Below are 15,748 nucleotides of genomic sequence, written 5' to 3' on the forward strand. Positions count from 1 at the left end.
AATATTTATCCTTACATCTTTACGCGCTTTAAACGCAAAGCATTGGATACAACTGATACAGAACTAAATGCCATTGCAGCCCCAGCAATCCATGGTGCTAGTAGCCCAAACGCTGCTATCGGAAGTCCTACTGAGTTATATATAAATGCCCAAAATAAATTTTGCTTTATATTTCTCATTGTCAGACGACTCAGACGAATCGCTTGTGGAATAGAACGTAAATCTCCACGCATAAGCGTAATATCTGAAGCTTCCATCGCTATATCAGTCCCAGTTCCAATTGCCATACCGATATCAGCCGTTGCTAATGCAGGAGCATCATTTATACCATCTCCAACCATAATCACTTTCTTCCCTAATTTCTGCAATGCTTTCACTTTTTCTGCTTTATCTTCAGGTAGTATTTCTGAGAAAATGTCATCGATTTCCACTTGTGCTGCAATAGCTTTCGCAGTACGTTCATTGTCACCTGTTAACATAATAATTTGATATCCCATTCTCTTTAGATGCCTAACCGCTTCTAACGATGTTTCCTTCACTTGATCTGCTACTGCAACGATACCAGCGATTTTATTATCTATACTTATTAGCATCGCTGTTTTTCCTTCTGACTCTAAGTCTCTTAATGTTTGCTCCTGTTCAGACACATCAATGTCGTGTTTATGCATTAATTTTCTCGTACCAATAAATATGACACTGTCATCATATTCTGCACGTAGTCCATGTCCTGGTATCGCTTCAAAGTTTGCAACAGGTCGAAGCTCTAATTTTCTCTCTTTAGCTTCCCTTACAATCGATTCTCCTAACGGGTGTTCAGAATGTGCTTCTACAGAAGCAGCCAATGCTAATAAGCTATTCACTTCCCAATCATCATTTGCTATAACATTAGTAACTTCTGGTTCACCCTTCGTTATTGTACCAGTTTTATCAAGAACGATTGTATCTGTTTTATGTGCTTTTTCTAAATGCTCTCCACCTTTAAAAAGAATCCCGTTTTCTGCCCCTTTACCAGTACCAACCATGATAGATGTCGGAGTAGCTAGTCCTAGTGCACAAGGACAAGCGATTACTAAAACTGCAGTAAAGTTAATAAGCGCATCTTGGAAAGTCGCTCCTGCAAAAAAGTACCAGCCTACAAATGAAATAACGGCAATCACAACTGCTGCTGGAACAAAGTAGCCAGATATAATATCGACCATCCGCTGAATGGGTGCTTTCGACCCTTGTGCTTCTTCTACAACTTTAATAATTTGTGATAAGGTGGTTTCTTTTCCTACCTTGGTTGCCTTAAAGGTAAACGTACCATGTTTATTTACAGTTGCACCAATGACACCATCACCCGTTTTTTTATCAATTGGTATACTTTCACCAGTAAGCATTGATTCATCAACAGTAGAATGTCCTTCTATAACCATACCGTCAACTGGGATTTTTTCACCAGGTCTAACCCTTACATGGTCGTCTAGTTGCACTTCCTCGATAGGAATTTGGACTTCTTGACCATTTTGTATTACCGTTGCGAGCTTAGGCTGTAAGCCGATTAGCTTTTTTATCGCTTCGGAAGTTCTTCCTTTAGCCCTTGCTTCAAGAAGCTTTCCAAGTAATACTAACGTAATAATAATCGCACTCGTTTCAAAGAACAAATAAACTTCTCCAACTAACACTAGGTAAACCGAATAAACATAGGCAGCTGTAGTTCCCATTGCCACGAGTACATCCATATTTGCGCTTTTTCCACGAAGAGACTTATATGCTCCTCGATAAAATTGCCACCCTGCGTAAAATTGTACAGGTGTTGCCAATGCCCACTGTAAATATCCATTCATTAACCAATGGGGTAAAAGCATTTCTTCAGGATAAAAGTGGTCGACCATCGTTATAAATAAAGGAAGCGATAAGATCATCGAAAATATGAATAAAAATTTCTGCTTCCGAATTGACTTATCCTTTGGATCTTCCTTTTCTTGTACTGCCTCATGCCGCTTCGCCTTAAACCCTAGCTTTTCAATTCTTTCAACGATAGACGATTCATTTGTAACACCCGGAGTATAAGATATTGTTCCTCTTTCCATCGCTAAGTTTACATTTGCTACCGTCACACCTTCATGTTTGTTCAATACTTTTTCTATTCTCGCTGAACAGGCCGCACAGGTCATGCCTGATATATCTAAGTCAAGCTTTTCTTCCTTCACACCATATCCTAGTTTTTCAATCTTTTCGACTATCTCATTTGGACTAGTAGTATCTTCCTCGTACTCAACTGTTGCCTTCTCCATTGCTAAGTTTACAGATGCTGTTACACCTGTTTGTTTATTTAATACCTTCTCTATTCTAGAAGAACACGCAGCACATGTCATACCCTCAATCGGTATTTGTAAACGTTTCGTGCTCATATTATGTCACGACCTTTCTTATTTAGAGAATTGCTGTATTACCTTCATTAGTTCATTGATCGCTTCGTCACCTTCACCATTTGCAACAGCATGAGAAACACATCCGCGTGTATGATCCTCTAATAAATGGTAGCCAACTTTTTTTAAGGCAGCATTAATTGCGGATAGCTGAACTAGTATATCAACACAATAGCGGTCTTCCTCTATCATCCTTTGAATTCCACGCACTTGTCCCTCGACTCTTTTCAACCGCTGCATGAGCGCTTTTTTTTCATCTTCCGTACGCATAGCACCAGGCTTGTTATTTTCAATTAAAGGAATGTTTAATTTATCATCCATCATTGTAGTCACCTCATTCATTCATATTCCATCGTGATCCATCACACACTTAATACTATACCCCCGCTACGTATAATAGTCAACTAACTTAAACTATATGATTTCTCTGATTATGTACATGCATATTAAAAGTTGACTCAAACAACCTTTTGAGTCAACTTTTTAGAATATACAAGCACTATTTTTTGCTTAGCCACTCTTTTATATGAGGATGCTTTTCAATAGATGAGTTTATCGCATCATTTCCAGACGTAGTAATGACCTCATAATAACTCTCGACATCTTCTAGTCCTCTGACTTTGGCGACAAGCTGTTTATTAAACGGAGTAATGATTATTTCTTCAATTGTTTTGTTTTGTATATCATAGAGATGATATATAGAATCGGTTTTTGCCTTACCTAATTCCTTCACCAACTGTTGATCATCTACCTTATGCTCTTCTACAATCCATACACCGTCTGCTGAAGTTTGTTTTTCCTCTACAGATGGCTGTACATGATAAATATTTTGTAGTAGCTTAATTACTTCAGAAAAACCGATGAAAAGCATACCAATAATGAAACCAATAACCCACGTTTCTATTAATACATATAGTGATGAACTATTATCAAAGAAGCTAGCATGGTTAGCTAAAATAAGACCTGCAATGAAAAAAAATCCTATTATAAATATCCCAATATAAAATAAAGTGACTCCAATTATATTTTTCTCTCTTATGTATTGCATCTCTGTTCTCCTCTCATTTTTTTATAAAGAGTATTTCTATATTTAAAGATGTAATCCCTTTAAAATTAAAAGAAGAAATGTGTATGAATCTCTATCTAATACATGATCGTATAAAGCTGCAATAAAAATTGGCTAAAGAAAGTGACTAATCTTATCTATAGCAATTCCTGGCAATAGCTCCACTCTCCGTGCGCCCACTCTAAAATCTATTTGTTGTAGCGGTTCCATACAACGAAAGATTGACTAAAAACAGGAAAATCAGAGGGCACTGAAAAATGGTGTTCTTTCACTTTTCAAGTGCCCTCTTTAGTCAACCTCTTTGTTTATATTATTTTTCTAATTCTTTTTTTACTACTTGTAAATGATCCCCGTCTTCTTTTTTCATCATCCTCGCTAGGAGGAAACGAAAAAGCTTTGTGCGTAGTGATTCGCCTATGACTTCCCCTTCAAATACGACACTAATCCCTTCATCCGTCTCTCTTTTCCTAAACGAGTATGTGTATATTACTTTCATGCCGTTTGACTTTGTAGAGAACACAATAAGATCGTTTTCTACCAATTCAACAATTTCTAATTCACTTGAGACTCTATGCCCTGATATTTCACGAATTTCTTCGTACCGAGCTCCCACACCAATCGTGTCATTGAGCTTATTTACTTCAATAACCTTCACGAACATATTAGTACGATTTTCTGGATTAGATAAATAATCATATATAGGTGATACTGGTACTTTAAATATTTGAAAATCAACTACATCAGCCATGACATTCCTCCAATACAGCATATTATTCTATCGATATTTCCTCTAGTTTTTCTGCCCCTTGTTGCAATAGGTACATTTTATGATATAGTCCTTTTTCGTTTAAAAGTTCAAGATGTGTACCTCTTTCTACGATCTCACCTTGATGAAGTACTAATATTTGGTCTGCATCTTTAATCGTTGAGAGACGATGAGCGATAGCGATCGTTGTTCTTCCACGTCTCATTTTTTCAAGCGCTTGCTGAATGATAGTTTCTGTCTCTGTATCAACATTTGCTGTCGCTTCATCTAGAATAAGAATTTTCGGTTGTTTCGCCATTGTTCTTGCAAACGAAAGGAGCTGCCTTTGCCCACTAGAAAAGGTTGAACCACGTTCTCCTAATATCGTATCATACCCTTTTGGTAAACGCTCAATAAACGGGTGTGCATGAACAAACTTGGCTGCATTGATTACCTGTTCATCATTAATCGTGTGATCATATAAACGAATATTATGTTTAATGTCACCGACGTAAACAAACGGATCCTGTAGGACTAATCCTAATTTTGATCGCAGTTCCTGGTTATCATACTGGTTGATTGGTATACCATCAATAAAAATTTCACCATTCTCTATATGATAAAAACGCATAAGTAGATTAATAATGGAACTTTTCCCACTCCCTGTGTGACCAACTAGTGCGATTGTTTCCCCTTCTTTCACAGAAAAATTGATATTTTTTAAAACATCTTGTTTACCATCATATGAAAAAGTAACATTTTTAAACTCGATTTCTCCACGGCTTATAAGATGTTTTCCTTCCCCTCTTTTTTCCGGTCCAATTTCATCATGGTCCATTAATCGAAATACTCTGCCAGCAGATATCATCGCTTGTTGAAAAACAGAAAGGCGTTGCATCATTTGGTTGACAGGCTCAAAAAAGCGATCTAAATAATTTACAAACGCGTATAGTACTCCAATTTCAATAGGACTATTTAAGGACATGATACCAAAATAACTGAGCACGAGTACAAGTGCCATAATCGAAATAAAATCAACAGCTGGACGTAATAAAAGACCATCAAGTTTAATACTTTTAAACCATGCTTCATGATGCTCTTGATTTATTTTTTGAAATTCTTTATTCATCCGTCTTTCTTGACGAAAAATTTGTACAATCTTCATTCCTTGAATAGACTCATTGATCCTTGCATTAAGCTGACTTAATTTCTCACTCATTTCTGCATAATACTTTGAGCTAAACCGTCTATATAACTGCATAATAATAAATATAAATGGTAAAATGACTAAACAAAACAAGGCAAGCTGGACGTTTAAATAAAACATTGCTACAAACACACCGATGAGGAATACAATATTTTGAACAAATATTGCCATCACACTGACATATAATTCCTTTACTTGCTCTGTATCATTTGTGATCCTTGAAACGAGTCCTCCTGTAGGAAACTGATCAAAAAAGGACAAACCAAGCTTTTCTACTTTAGCAAAAATATCAATTCTTAGCTGCTGTATAATCTTTAATGCAATCTTTTGGAATAACAATAGTTGTGTATAGTTCATCGCCGCTGCTGTTAAATGTAATACAATATACCCTATACCTAAAATGAGAAGCGGTTGAAATTCAAAAATTCTCGGTGTTAAAAAATCGTCAATAAAAATTTTAATTAATATTGGGCCTAATAATTCAGCGCTCGTTCCACCGACCAATAAAATAAAGGCAATTACTAACCACTTCCAATGAGGCTTTGCATAGCTCATCAACCGTTTAAACACGATACCTTGAGCTAAAGGGACGAGTAAATGCTTATGCCGTTCCATCATGATGAAACTCCTCCCCTTTCTACTAAGGATTCTAATTGTTGATGCTCATACATTTGCTTATACCAACCAGACTTTTTCATTAAAGATTCATGGTCTCCTAGTTCCATAATTTTTCCAAAATCTAATACAACGATCAAATCAGCATGTTTTATCGCACTTAAACGATGTGCTGTTATAAGCGTTGTCTTACCTCTTCTAACTTTACGAAGCGCTTCTAGTATTCGTTCTTCTGTTTTTGCATCAACTGCTGACAATGAGTCATCTAAAATTAAAATTTCTGGATTAGCTAATAACGCTCTTGCAATAGAAATTCTCTGTTTTTGTCCACCAGAAAGTGTTACACCACGTTCTCCAACAATGGTTTCGTAAGCCTCTTCAAATTGTAGAATGTCGTCATGAATAAAGGCTAGCTTTGCCGCATTAATAATTTCATCATAGGTCGCCTCGGGTTTCGCAAAGGCTATGTTGTCAGCAATGGTTGCTGAGAATAAAAAATGATCCTGAGGGACATATCCGATTGAACCTCTTAAGGCATTTAATGTATAATTTTCAATTGGTGTATTTTCTACATTTATTGTTCCATCAGTAATATCGAATTCCCTCATTAACGCTTTTACTAAAGTCGTTTTTCCACTTCCGGTTCGACCTGCAATTCCTAACGTTTGCCCTCTTTTTAAACGGAAATGAATATCAGATAATACTGGCTGTTCTTCTTTGTTATATGAAAACTGCTTAATTCGATACTCTATATCCCCTCTTGGCGACTCATCGTTCGCTGTTTGATTATCCTTTATTTCTTGTTCTACCATTAATAGTGCAGATATTCTATCATAGGACGCTCTACCTCGTTCTACTATATTAAAAAGCATCCCAAAAGCAAGCATCGGCCAAATAAGTAAACCTAAATAAAGTGTGAAACTCGTTAATTGCCCTATCGATAACACATCTTGGACGACATACATTGATCCAAATACAATCGATAGAAAAAAGGAAAATCCGACGATAATGGAAATTGTTGGATCAAACAGTGCATCTACTTTAGCCACCTCTACGTTTTTCTGTACAACACGATCTGATTCCTTTTTAAAGGAATCCACTTCTTCATTTTCATACCCAAATGTTTTCGTCACACGTATACTTGACATACTTTCTTGTACTTTATCATTTAAAGAAGAAAATGCTGCTTGTGCCTTTGAAAAACGATGATGTAACATGGAACCATATTTTGAAGTTGCAAGTGCCATAAATGGCATTGGAATGAGTGCAATGAGTGTTAACTCCCAACTGATCGTTACCGCCATCGTGACAATAACAAATCCCCCCATAGTTATCGAATCAACAAGTGTCAAAACGCCAACTCCTGCTGCTTGCTCAACAGCCCTTATATCATTCGTAGCATGAGCCATTAGGTCTCCTGTACGCCTTTTTTGATAAAATGAGGAGGACATGTTAGTAAAGTGTTCATATAATCTATTTCTCAACAATCTTGCTAATCTAATTGCCGCTCCGAAAATAAAAATACGCCATACGTAACGTAGTATATAAACACTAATTGCTAATCCAAATAAAACTATCATCCATTGTACGATAATTGGCGTTGTTAACGTTCCACCATCAATATGGTCAACGATAATTCCAACTACCAATGGTGGTATTAAAGATAAAAATGAAACAATCGCAAGAACTAAAATTCCGCCTATGTATTTCCCTTTTTCTCGTTTAAAATACCACATTAAATCAATAAATACTTTCATATACGTTTCCCCTCAAAATTAAAGATAAAAGACTATTACATCATATCAAAAAACATTTTTTCAGAAAAGCAATTTTTTACATTTCATTCACTATTTCGACACATTTATTTAGATTGGATCATTACAATCTCATAGGAGAGGAAAGCTACTATAAAAGGAAACAGAAGATCATTTTGATTGAGGTTGGCTTATCTATATAAGTGAAGTTTTTTGTAAGGGTAGACCTTGAAGTTAAACAGATTTTAAAGTAGATTTTATCTATTCATATGTAAAAAGGATGATTCAAAAGGATACGCTCTCCCCTTTTGAATCATCCTTTTAGCAATAACGATGCATGTCATTGCCAAATATGTTAGTAATAATATGCTTACATTACTTTACATTATTTTGCATTGCCTTCATCATTTGGTTTACTTTCTTTTGAGATGGATTCATCCCCATTTGCATCATCATCATTCTCAGCATTTTTTCGTTAATCGGTGGATTCTTTTTCATGTAATTCATCATATATTGACGAGCGATAAAGAAACCGAGTGCAACACCAGCAATTAATGATAATACGCCAATTAAAATATATAGCCACAACATCTCAATAATGACCTCCTTTTACTCTATGCTGTCTCCAAAAATTATTTCCAATTCATGTAGAACCTAGTCCATTATAACGTAATGGCTTGTACATTTAAAGAGGTTAAAAAAATGTTTATATAGAATACTCTACAAGATCTAATGTACGAACTGGCTTTAGCCAACCATACCTTTGTTCTTCAAACTCCATAGCGATAAAACACTTATTGGAATGGCGAAGAACTTCAAAAAAACAAGCCTCTGCATCATATGTACCTTCTGAGAATAACGTAATATGGTGCTCATCCAAATACACACCTGCCTGGCTCTTTTTGTTTAATAGTCGTATGAAATGATTGTTTCCTTCCTTTGCATACCCTTTTTTCTCATGAAGTCTACTATATAATAACTGATCAAGTTTTGATATATTAATTGATTCCTTAATAAAATGTATTTGCATATCTGTTACTTCCTTCAACCTACCATTTGCATAGCGGTTTTCTTGAAACAAAGAAAACAGTTTTCCTTCTAAACCGAAGTATTCATTTGCGATGTGATCTTTGATAATATAAATATCATATTCTCTCATTACGATCGCCTCCATGAATTACCTAACATTTATTCATTATATAAGATAGGAAAACAAACTGTTGTCACTTCTTGTAAAAAGTATTGACTACTTTTGTCAGCTGAAAGAAATATTTTTTCTACAGCCGTTTTCAGTGGTTTTCAGTGCTTATGGTACCCCTCCTTCTTTATCAAGTGACTATGAAAGCTTCGTACATGCTAAAAGGGTGACTCAAAAGTTAAAAATCACTTTGAGTCACCCTTATTAATCATTTTTTATTTTTCTAGTAGTTGTTTAAATTTAGAAACAACATTTTCTACAGTAAAACCATATTCCTCGATGATTTTAGCTCCTGGAGCCGATGCACCAAATCCGTTAATACCTAGTACAGATCCACCATCACCTGTATAGCGTTCCCACCCTAATGGATTGGCCATTTCGATTCCTAAGCGAGCTTTCACGTTTGGAGGGATTACTGAATCTTTATATTGTTGAGATTGTTTTTCAAAACGATCCCAGCTTGGCATGCTGACTACTGAAACAAAAATCCCATCTTTTTCAAGCGCTTGTTGTGCTTCAACTGCAAGATGTACTTCAGACCCAGATGCAAGAAGTAATCCATCATTTTCACCATTCGCCTTAGACACCACGTAAGCACCTTTTTTAACACCTTCATATGCAGTTTCTTTTGTACCTTGAAGGGTAGGTAAACCTTGACGTGTTAATACTAAGGCTGTTGGCTCATTTTTACTTTCTACTGCTAGCTTCCAAGCTGCAACTGCTTCATTTCCATCACCAGGTCGAATAACAGAAATACCAGGCATTGCTCTTAAAGCTGGAAGCTGTTCAATTGGCTCATGTGTAGGGCCATCTTCACCAACAGCAATACTATCGTGTGTAAAAACATACGTTACTGGTATTCCCATTAATGCAGATAAGCGAACTGCTGGTCGTAAATAATCAGAGAATACAAAGAATGTCGCAACGTAAGGCTTTAATCCACCATGAAGTGCCATTCCGTTTCCTGCTGCTGCCATTGCAAATTCTCTAACACCAAACCATACGTTTCTCCCAGCGTAGTTATCCCTAGTAAAGTCTTCTTCTCCTTTTAACATCGTGTTATTAGAAGACGCTAAGTCTGCTGAACCACCGAACATATGACGTACATTTTTTGCTAATGCATTTAATGCTTCTCCACCAGATTGACGAGTTGCAAGTGTGTTCCCTGCTTCATAAACAGGCGCATCCTTGTCCCAACCTTCTGGTAATTCGCCTTTTATTGCATTTGCTAACTGTTTCGCCAATTCAGGGTGATCTTTAGAATAAGCATCAAAAAGTTCATTCCAAGCAATTTCCTTCTTAGCCCCATCTTCAGCGAGTGCTTGATAGTGATCTGCTACTTCGCTTGGTACATGGAAATCTTCTTCGAAAGTCCACTTGTAGTTTTCTTTCGTTAGTTTTGCTTCTTCTTCCCCTAGTGGCTTACCATGTACTTCAGAAGTTCCGCTTCTGTTCGGGGAACCATATCCAATCACTGTTTTCACTTCTATTAGTGTTGGCTTTGCATCTGCTTTCGCAGCATCAATCGCACGATTAATTTCATCGATGTTATTTCCGTCTTCTACACGTATTACTTGCCATCCATAAGCTTCAAAACGATCTTCTACACTTTCTGAGAAGGAACGGTGTAAATCTCCATCTAATGAAATATCATTTGAATCATAAAGAACGATAAGTTTTCCTAATTTTAAATGACCTGCTAAAGATGCTGCTTCTGCTGATACACCTTCCATTAAATCCCCGTCACCACAAATACTATATGTATAGTGATCGACCACATTATATTCATCACGGTTGTATGTAGCTGCTAAGTGTGTTTCCGCCATAGCCATTCCTACTGCCATAGCAAAGCCTTGTCCAAGAGGTCCAGTTGTAGCATCAACACCTGGAGTATGTCCAAATTCAGGGTGTCCTGGTGTTTTACTTCCCCACTGCCTGAAGTTTTTTAAGTCATCCATTGAAACATCGTAGCCATGTAAATGTAATAAACTATATAAGAGCATTGAACCATGTCCTGCTGATAGCACAAAACGGTCACGATTAAACCACTCTGGATTTTTTGGGTTGTGATTCATATAGTTTGCAAACAAAGTATATGCCATTGGCGCAGAGCCCATTGGCATTCCTGGATGTCCAGACTTTGCTTTTTCAATTGCGTCAATTGATAGAGTACGTATTGTACCAATTGATAGATCATCAATCTTATTAGCCATAATAATTTCATCCTTCCATTAAATCATTCGTTTATAGACAAGTTACTTTAATCATCATATACCTTCTTTTATTTGAAAACAACTGTTTATACTTAAAAACGTTTTTGTGTTTTTATTAATATTTGTCTCATATAATATTATATGTACCAATAGCAATTATTAGGATTTACATTTTGTACACATGTAGTAACATTTATAAAAATCATGGGTTTTAAAATGATTTTTTCGGCTCACCACAATGCTAAAGGGTGACTCAAAAGCCTTGCCTTTTGAGTCACCCTTATAATCTTAATGTTCGTTAAGGTTATTACGATTTTTTTCTTTCTTTAACTTTTCAGGAGTGACATCATTTCCTTCTTCGTCCACTACCTTTACTGATTTCAGCTGATTTTTAAATGACTTTCTTACGTTTTTTAAATAGGCATCCCTTAATTTCTTTTGCTCTGTTTGCTCTTTTAATGAAAGTCCTTCTTTTTTCGACTTTGCAGCTAATTCGTTAATTCTTTGCAACTTTTCCTTGCTTAGCATCACATTTGCCCTCCATAAAATCTCATATTTACTTATCGTACAAAAGTATTCTAAATCTTTCAAGTAGAGAGCAAAGTTCATTTTTTTACGTACTCTTTATATCTTCTATGAGCAGTTGCTTTGGAGATGTCATAACCAAGCCCACGTAACGTTACAGATATTTCATGAAATGTTAAACCTCGTGTTCGTAAACGAACAATATCTTCAATAGGTACTTCTTTTCTTTTTCGACCACCTCCGTGATTGGTTGGATGAAAGTTTTTTTCTGGCCGGTATCCTGCTTCAACTGCTTTTTTCATACCACGTTTAATTTTAATATTATGTAATCTTCTTTGGTATTCTTCCACAATACTTACTATATCAAGAACCATCGTATCTGTTTCAGATAACTGTAACTCTCCATGTTCTTCCATCGTATAAATTTGGATATTCCACTTTTTTAACTGGTGAATGATTGCCATTTTAGCATTACCTCTCCCAAGTCTCGTATCATCTTGAATTAGAAGAGCGTTCGCTTCTTTTGCTTTACATTTATCTAACAATTTTAAAATTCCTTCTCTATCTACTTCATAGCCGCTTGCTCTTTCTTGTATGACTTCTACCACCTTCATGTCCCATTGCCGCGCCATTGTTAACAGCTCCACTTGCTGTCTTTGTAAAGAGCTATCTTGTGTTTCTTTCTCAGTACTAACCCTCGTATAAATAATGACCCTCATTGTCCAGCAAATTCCGTGAGCTCGATTGGGATATTTAATAATTGGCCGGGATAAATCGTTTCTTTATCAAGGTTGTTTTCTTTTTTTATCCAGTAAACCAATTGTTCTACAGACATATTTGTATCGATTACGTTATTCGCTGCAATGTGCCATAAAGACTCTCCTTCTGTTACAACCCATTCTACAGTTATAAACTGTTTGTCCTCTACAGGTTCATTTGCCGAAACACTCGTCCATACAAATAATCCAATTGCTAAAAAAATTAAAAAAATGGAACTATCTATGTTTTTCTTAGTCGTTTTTAGTAAATTCATTGTAATCACCTCTTATAGAATGTATGTTCGTATTTATTATAATAAGAACATCCGTTCCTGTCAACAGAAAAAGAGAACGAATGTTTGCACCTGTAAATAGTATATGGTATAATGTTCCTATCAATAGTAGAATACAAAATTATTTTTACATACATATAACAACAATTAGAGACGATGAGGTGCTGAATGATGACAAAGCTTTCAAAAAGGCAACAAGACATATTAGACTATATAAAAGAAGAAGTAAAAGAGAAGGGATATCCACCTAGCGTAAGAGAGATCGGAGAAGCAGTTGGTCTTGCTTCAAGTTCAACCGTACATGGGCATTTATCAAGGTTAGAAAAAAAGGGTTTAATTAGAAGAGATCCAACAAAGCCTAGAGCAATCGAGGTTATTGGTCTGAATGATGAAGCTCGTCGTGTTTCAGAATCTCCATCAGTATACGTCCCAGTAATTGGGAAAGTTACTGCAGGAGACCCTATTACTGCAATTGAAAACGTTGAGGATTATTTACCATTACCAGCAAGTTTTGTACATGATGAAAATTCTTTCATCCTTGAAATATCTGGTGACTCGATGATAGAAGCCGGAATATTTGACGGTGATTATGTCGTTGTAAGGCAACAACAAAATGCTAATAACGGGGATATTGTAGTAGCCATGACAGAAGAAGATGAAGCAACTGTGAAACGCTTTTTCAAAGAAAAAGATTATTTTAGACTTCAGCCAGAAAATGCTACACTAGAACCTATCATTTTACGATCAGTAACAATCTTAGGTAAAGTAATAGGCGTGTTTCGATCGATTCACTAGTATGAAGTTTTATAGTTATCTTTATTGCCACCCTTATAAGTTTGCTTTATAAATTTGATAGTGAAAGCTAGGCTATACGTTAAAGCTAGTATAATTCATAGTAATGGCTACAATTATCGCTTTTCTATTATAATAAAACCACTTTACTACAGTTTTGCTTAAAGGATGACTCAAACTTTCATGGCTTAATAGCCACCACTATGAATGAAAATGACTTGCGACCTGTGCTTGCTAATTTTTATAATAAGATTAGCAGGTCACAGGTCGTCCCTTTATTGGTGGAATTTTTACCCCGCGACTCAAACCGACCGAATACACCTACGAGCACCGCTAATTGTCGTTAAGAACACGTGTATAAAAATACCATGCTTACAGGTGTATGACCTGCATCATTTCTATTTTTATTAAGGAGTGATGAGTTATGGATGCAGTATTGGAAAGATGTGCTGGACTAGATGTTCATCAGGAAGAGATTGTAGCTTGTGTTATGTATGGTCCATTGGAAAAACGACCTAAAAAAGAGACACAAACTTTTCTTACAACGACGAAAGGCTTACTTGCACTTCATGATTGGCTAGAAAGCTTTAAATGTACCCATGTCGCAATGGAAAGTACTGGTGTTTATTGGAAACCAGTGTGGAATATTCTAGAGGGGAGCTTCGAATTAATTCTTGCCAATGCAAAGCGCATTAAGAATGTTCCTGGTCGTAAGACCGATGTCAGTGATGCAGCCTGGATTACCCAGTTATTGAGATGTGGGTTGATCACACCAAGTTTTGTTCCACCTGAAAACTTCCGAGATCTACGGGATTATACTCGTTACCGTAGAAAGCTTGTTGGCAATGCATCTTCAGAAAAAAATCGTATCCATAAGATCTTACAAGATGCAAACGTCAAGTTAACCACTTTTGTTAGTGATTTATTTGGTGTATCTGGACGAGCTCTTTTAGAGTCAATCATTAATGGTGAGGTGTTAACGGAGGAGCAGGTAAGAAGCTTGGTGAAAACTTCTTTAAAGAGAAAAGTACCTCAATTAGTTGATGCTTTAAATGGACGAGTACGCCAGCATCATCGAAAAATTATTCGCATGCATTATGATCATTTAATTTATCTTGAGAAACAAATTTCAGAATTGGAGGGCGAAATCGACCGTCTAATAACCCCCTATGACGAATATGTTGAATTACTCGATACAATCCCTGGTGTAAGTTTTAATGCTATAGCGGTGATTATTGCAGAGATTGGCGTAGATATGTCTTGTTTCCCATCTGATAAGCACTTAGCTTCATGGGGTGGATTATGTCCTGGTAATAATGAGAGTGCTGGAAAGAAAAAAAACTCCCGGACCCAAAAAGGGAACAGGAGTTTAAAGGGTGTCCTTTGTCAAGCAGCATGGTCCGCATCCAAATCCAAAGGAACCCGCCTCTCCTCATTCTTCCATCGTGTGCAGAAGAGAAGAGGTCAATATAAAGCATCGATGGCTACAGCACATCTTATTTTAAGGATAATATATCATATTATTAAAGACAAGATCCCCTATGAAGAATTAGGGTGGGATTATGCAGAAAAAGATACGGAAAGGAAGATCAACTACTGGATTAAGAATATTGAGTCAAAAGGCTTTAAAGTGACGGTAGAACAACCTACAGCCTAAAAGTAAAAAAATGGAAAAGAGTACCCGTAAGGATACCCTCCCCCTTTTTTTGTTTTTTTGACCTACAAGGTATTCATTTTCGTATAAAAAAGGTGAAAATCAACCTTTTGAGTCATCCTCGTTTTTCTTATTTTTAGCTTTGATAAGTTCATCTATTACTTTTTTATTATCTTCATATACAGCAAATTTCATATTAGATACGACCATTTTTTTACGATTAGGGTTTTTCACATCTTTGTTACGCTTAAGCGTCATGGTGCCCTCCCTAATAACGTCTTTATACAATTATATCCATGAAATTTGTCCTATATGACTACTTAGACGTATTATATTTTACCGCTTTGAAATGATTTTTAAAGAACATTGATTCATTTCATGTAATGGTTGAAAGGATTCTTTTACAACAACAGTCATCGTCCGTTTGTTATGGTTAAATTGACAATTATTAAACCTTTTTTTACCGACTAAATGCTTTAGGCTGTTGATTCTTAAGTCCGCCATTTTTTTCATCACA

The 15,748-nt window shown here is 36.1% G+C and carries 16 protein-coding genes; 2 read left to right on the forward strand and 14 right to left on the reverse strand.

Features of this window, described 5'->3' with window-relative positions:
• Nucleotides 1-11 precede the first annotated feature (11 nt).
• The 12 genes from BCELL_RS11825 to yneA form a co-directional block, all read right to left on the reverse strand.
• On the reverse strand, nucleotides 12-2,393 hold the full coding sequence (locus BCELL_RS11825) for a heavy metal translocating P-type ATPase (RefSeq protein ID WP_013488980.1): 2,382 nt from the start codon (nucleotides 2,391-2,393) through the stop codon (nucleotides 12-14).
• A gap of 18 nt (nucleotides 2,394-2,411) precedes the next feature.
• Complete coding sequence (locus BCELL_RS11830; RefSeq protein WP_013488981.1) at nucleotides 2,412-2,735, reverse strand: metal-sensing transcriptional repressor; 324 nt, start codon at nucleotides 2,733-2,735, stop codon at nucleotides 2,412-2,414.
• Nucleotides 2,736-2,910: 175 nt separating this feature from the next.
• The gene (locus BCELL_RS11835) at nucleotides 2,911-3,459 is read right to left on the reverse strand and encodes a hypothetical protein (RefSeq protein ID WP_013488982.1); all 549 of its coding nucleotides are present in this window, start codon (nucleotides 3,457-3,459) and stop codon (nucleotides 2,911-2,913) included.
• Nucleotides 3,460-3,787: 328 nt separating this feature from the next.
• Entirely contained in the window at nucleotides 3,788-4,225 is a 438-nt protein-coding gene (locus tag BCELL_RS11840; protein ID WP_013488983.1) for an SRPBCC family protein, read from the reverse strand.
• A 22-nt stretch (nucleotides 4,226-4,247) separates the two neighbouring features.
• Nucleotides 4,248-6,047, reverse strand: coding sequence for an ABC transporter ATP-binding protein (locus BCELL_RS11845; RefSeq protein WP_013488984.1), 1,800 nt, complete (start codon nucleotides 6,045-6,047; stop codon nucleotides 4,248-4,250).
• Nucleotides 6,044-7,801: an ABC transporter transmembrane domain-containing protein gene (locus BCELL_RS11850; protein WP_013488985.1), complete on the reverse strand. Its 1,758-nt coding sequence runs from the start codon at nucleotides 7,799-7,801 to the stop codon at nucleotides 6,044-6,046. The genes BCELL_RS11845 and BCELL_RS11850 overlap by 4 nt, the downstream gene beginning before the upstream one ends.
• A 372-nt stretch (nucleotides 7,802-8,173) precedes the next feature.
• Entirely contained in the window at nucleotides 8,174-8,389 is a 216-nt protein-coding gene (locus tag BCELL_RS11855) for a YneF family protein (protein WP_013488986.1), read from the reverse strand.
• A 115-nt stretch (nucleotides 8,390-8,504) separates the two neighbouring features.
• Nucleotides 8,505-8,957, reverse strand: coding sequence for a sporulation inhibitor of replication protein SirA (sirA, locus tag BCELL_RS11860; RefSeq protein ID WP_013488987.1), 453 nt, complete (start codon nucleotides 8,955-8,957; stop codon nucleotides 8,505-8,507).
• 254 nt (nucleotides 8,958-9,211) lie between these two features.
• Complete coding sequence (gene tkt / locus BCELL_RS11865; RefSeq protein ID WP_013488988.1) at nucleotides 9,212-11,209, reverse strand: transketolase; 1,998 nt, start codon at nucleotides 11,207-11,209, stop codon at nucleotides 9,212-9,214.
• Between the two features lie 288 nt (nucleotides 11,210-11,497).
• Nucleotides 11,498-11,737, reverse strand: a complete 240-nt coding sequence (locus BCELL_RS11870) for a DUF896 domain-containing protein (RefSeq protein WP_013488989.1) — start codon at nucleotides 11,735-11,737, stop codon at nucleotides 11,498-11,500.
• A 77-nt stretch (nucleotides 11,738-11,814) separates the two neighbouring features.
• Complete coding sequence (locus BCELL_RS11875) at nucleotides 11,815-12,453, reverse strand: YneB family resolvase-like protein (protein WP_013488990.1); 639 nt, start codon at nucleotides 12,451-12,453, stop codon at nucleotides 11,815-11,817.
• A complete protein-coding gene (gene yneA, locus BCELL_RS11880) occupies nucleotides 12,450-12,767 on the reverse strand; it encodes a cell division suppressor protein YneA (protein WP_013488991.1) in 318 nt (105 codons plus the stop codon). The genes BCELL_RS11875 and yneA overlap by 4 nt, the downstream gene beginning before the upstream one ends.
• Before the next feature lie 189 nt (nucleotides 12,768-12,956).
• On the opposite strand from yneA, the gene lexA reads away from it, so the two are divergent.
• Nucleotides 12,957-13,580: a transcriptional repressor LexA gene (gene lexA / locus BCELL_RS11885; RefSeq protein ID WP_041808939.1), complete on the forward strand. Its 624-nt coding sequence runs from the start codon at nucleotides 12,957-12,959 to the stop codon at nucleotides 13,578-13,580.
• 421 nt (nucleotides 13,581-14,001) lie between these two features.
• Nucleotides 14,002-15,234, forward strand: coding sequence for an IS110 family RNA-guided transposase (locus BCELL_RS11890; RefSeq protein ID WP_013488793.1), 1,233 nt, complete (start codon nucleotides 14,002-14,004; stop codon nucleotides 15,232-15,234).
• Between the two features lie 99 nt (nucleotides 15,235-15,333).
• Here the strand turns inward: BCELL_RS11890 and BCELL_RS22615 are convergent, their stop codons facing one another.
• Both BCELL_RS22615 and BCELL_RS22620 read right to left on the reverse strand, forming a co-directional pair.
• The gene (locus BCELL_RS22615) at nucleotides 15,334-15,489 is read right to left on the reverse strand and encodes a hypothetical protein (protein WP_013488993.1); all 156 of its coding nucleotides are present in this window, start codon (nucleotides 15,487-15,489) and stop codon (nucleotides 15,334-15,336) included.
• Nucleotides 15,490-15,567: 78 nt separating this feature from the next.
• Nucleotides 15,568-15,744 carry a hypothetical protein gene (locus BCELL_RS22620; protein WP_013488994.1) on the reverse strand — a complete coding sequence of 59 codons (177 nt, stop codon included), beginning with the start codon at nucleotides 15,742-15,744 and terminating at the stop codon, nucleotides 15,568-15,570.
• Between the last annotated feature and the right edge of the window lie 4 nt (nucleotides 15,745-15,748).

This window comes from Evansella cellulosilytica DSM 2522 (assembly GCF_000177235.2).
Classification (GTDB): Bacteria; Bacillota; Bacilli; order Bacillales; family Salisediminibacteriaceae; genus Evansella; species Evansella cellulosilytica.

Bases quoted from the DNA above. Each gene is read 5' to 3' on its own strand.
- BCELL_RS11825 (WP_013488980.1), bottom strand. From the start codon at position 2,393: ATGAGCACGAAACGTTTACAAATACCGATTGAGGGTATGACATGTGCT.
- BCELL_RS11830 (WP_013488981.1), bottom strand. From the start codon at position 2,735: ATGATGGATGATAAATTAAACATTCCTTTAATTGAAAATAACAAGCCT.
- BCELL_RS11835 (WP_013488982.1), bottom strand. From the start codon at position 3,459: ATGCAATACATAAGAGAGAAAAATATAATTGGAGTCACTTTATTTTAT.
- BCELL_RS11840 (WP_013488983.1), bottom strand. From the start codon at position 4,225: ATGGCTGATGTAGTTGATTTTCAAATATTTAAAGTACCAGTATCACCT.
- BCELL_RS11845 (WP_013488984.1), bottom strand. From the start codon at position 6,047: ATGATGGAACGGCATAAGCATTTACTCGTCCCTTTAGCTCAAGGTATC.
- BCELL_RS11850 (WP_013488985.1), bottom strand. From the start codon at position 7,801: ATGAAAGTATTTATTGATTTAATGTGGTATTTTAAACGAGAAAAAGGG.
- BCELL_RS11855 (WP_013488986.1), bottom strand. From the start codon at position 8,389: ATGTTGTGGCTATATATTTTAATTGGCGTATTATCATTAATTGCTGGT.
- sirA (WP_013488987.1), bottom strand. From the start codon at position 8,957: ATGAGAGAATATGATATTTATATTATCAAAGATCACATCGCAAATGAA.
- tkt (WP_013488988.1), bottom strand. From the start codon at position 11,209: ATGGCTAATAAGATTGATGATCTATCAATTGGTACAATACGTACTCTA.
- BCELL_RS11870 (WP_013488989.1), bottom strand. From the start codon at position 11,737: ATGCTAAGCAAGGAAAAGTTGCAAAGAATTAACGAATTAGCTGCAAAG.
- BCELL_RS11875 (WP_013488990.1), bottom strand. From the start codon at position 12,453: ATGAGGGTCATTATTTATACGAGGGTTAGTACTGAGAAAGAAACACAA.
- yneA (WP_013488991.1), bottom strand. From the start codon at position 12,767: ATGAATTTACTAAAAACGACTAAGAAAAACATAGATAGTTCCATTTTT.
- lexA (WP_041808939.1), top strand. From the start codon at position 12,957: ATGACAAAGCTTTCAAAAAGGCAACAAGACATATTAGACTATATAAAA.
- BCELL_RS11890 (WP_013488793.1), top strand. From the start codon at position 14,002: ATGGATGCAGTATTGGAAAGATGTGCTGGACTAGATGTTCATCAGGAA.
- BCELL_RS22615 (WP_013488993.1), bottom strand. From the start codon at position 15,489: ATGACGCTTAAGCGTAACAAAGATGTGAAAAACCCTAATCGTAAAAAA.
- BCELL_RS22620 (WP_013488994.1), bottom strand. From the start codon at position 15,744: ATGAAAAAAATGGCGGACTTAAGAATCAACAGCCTAAAGCATTTAGTC.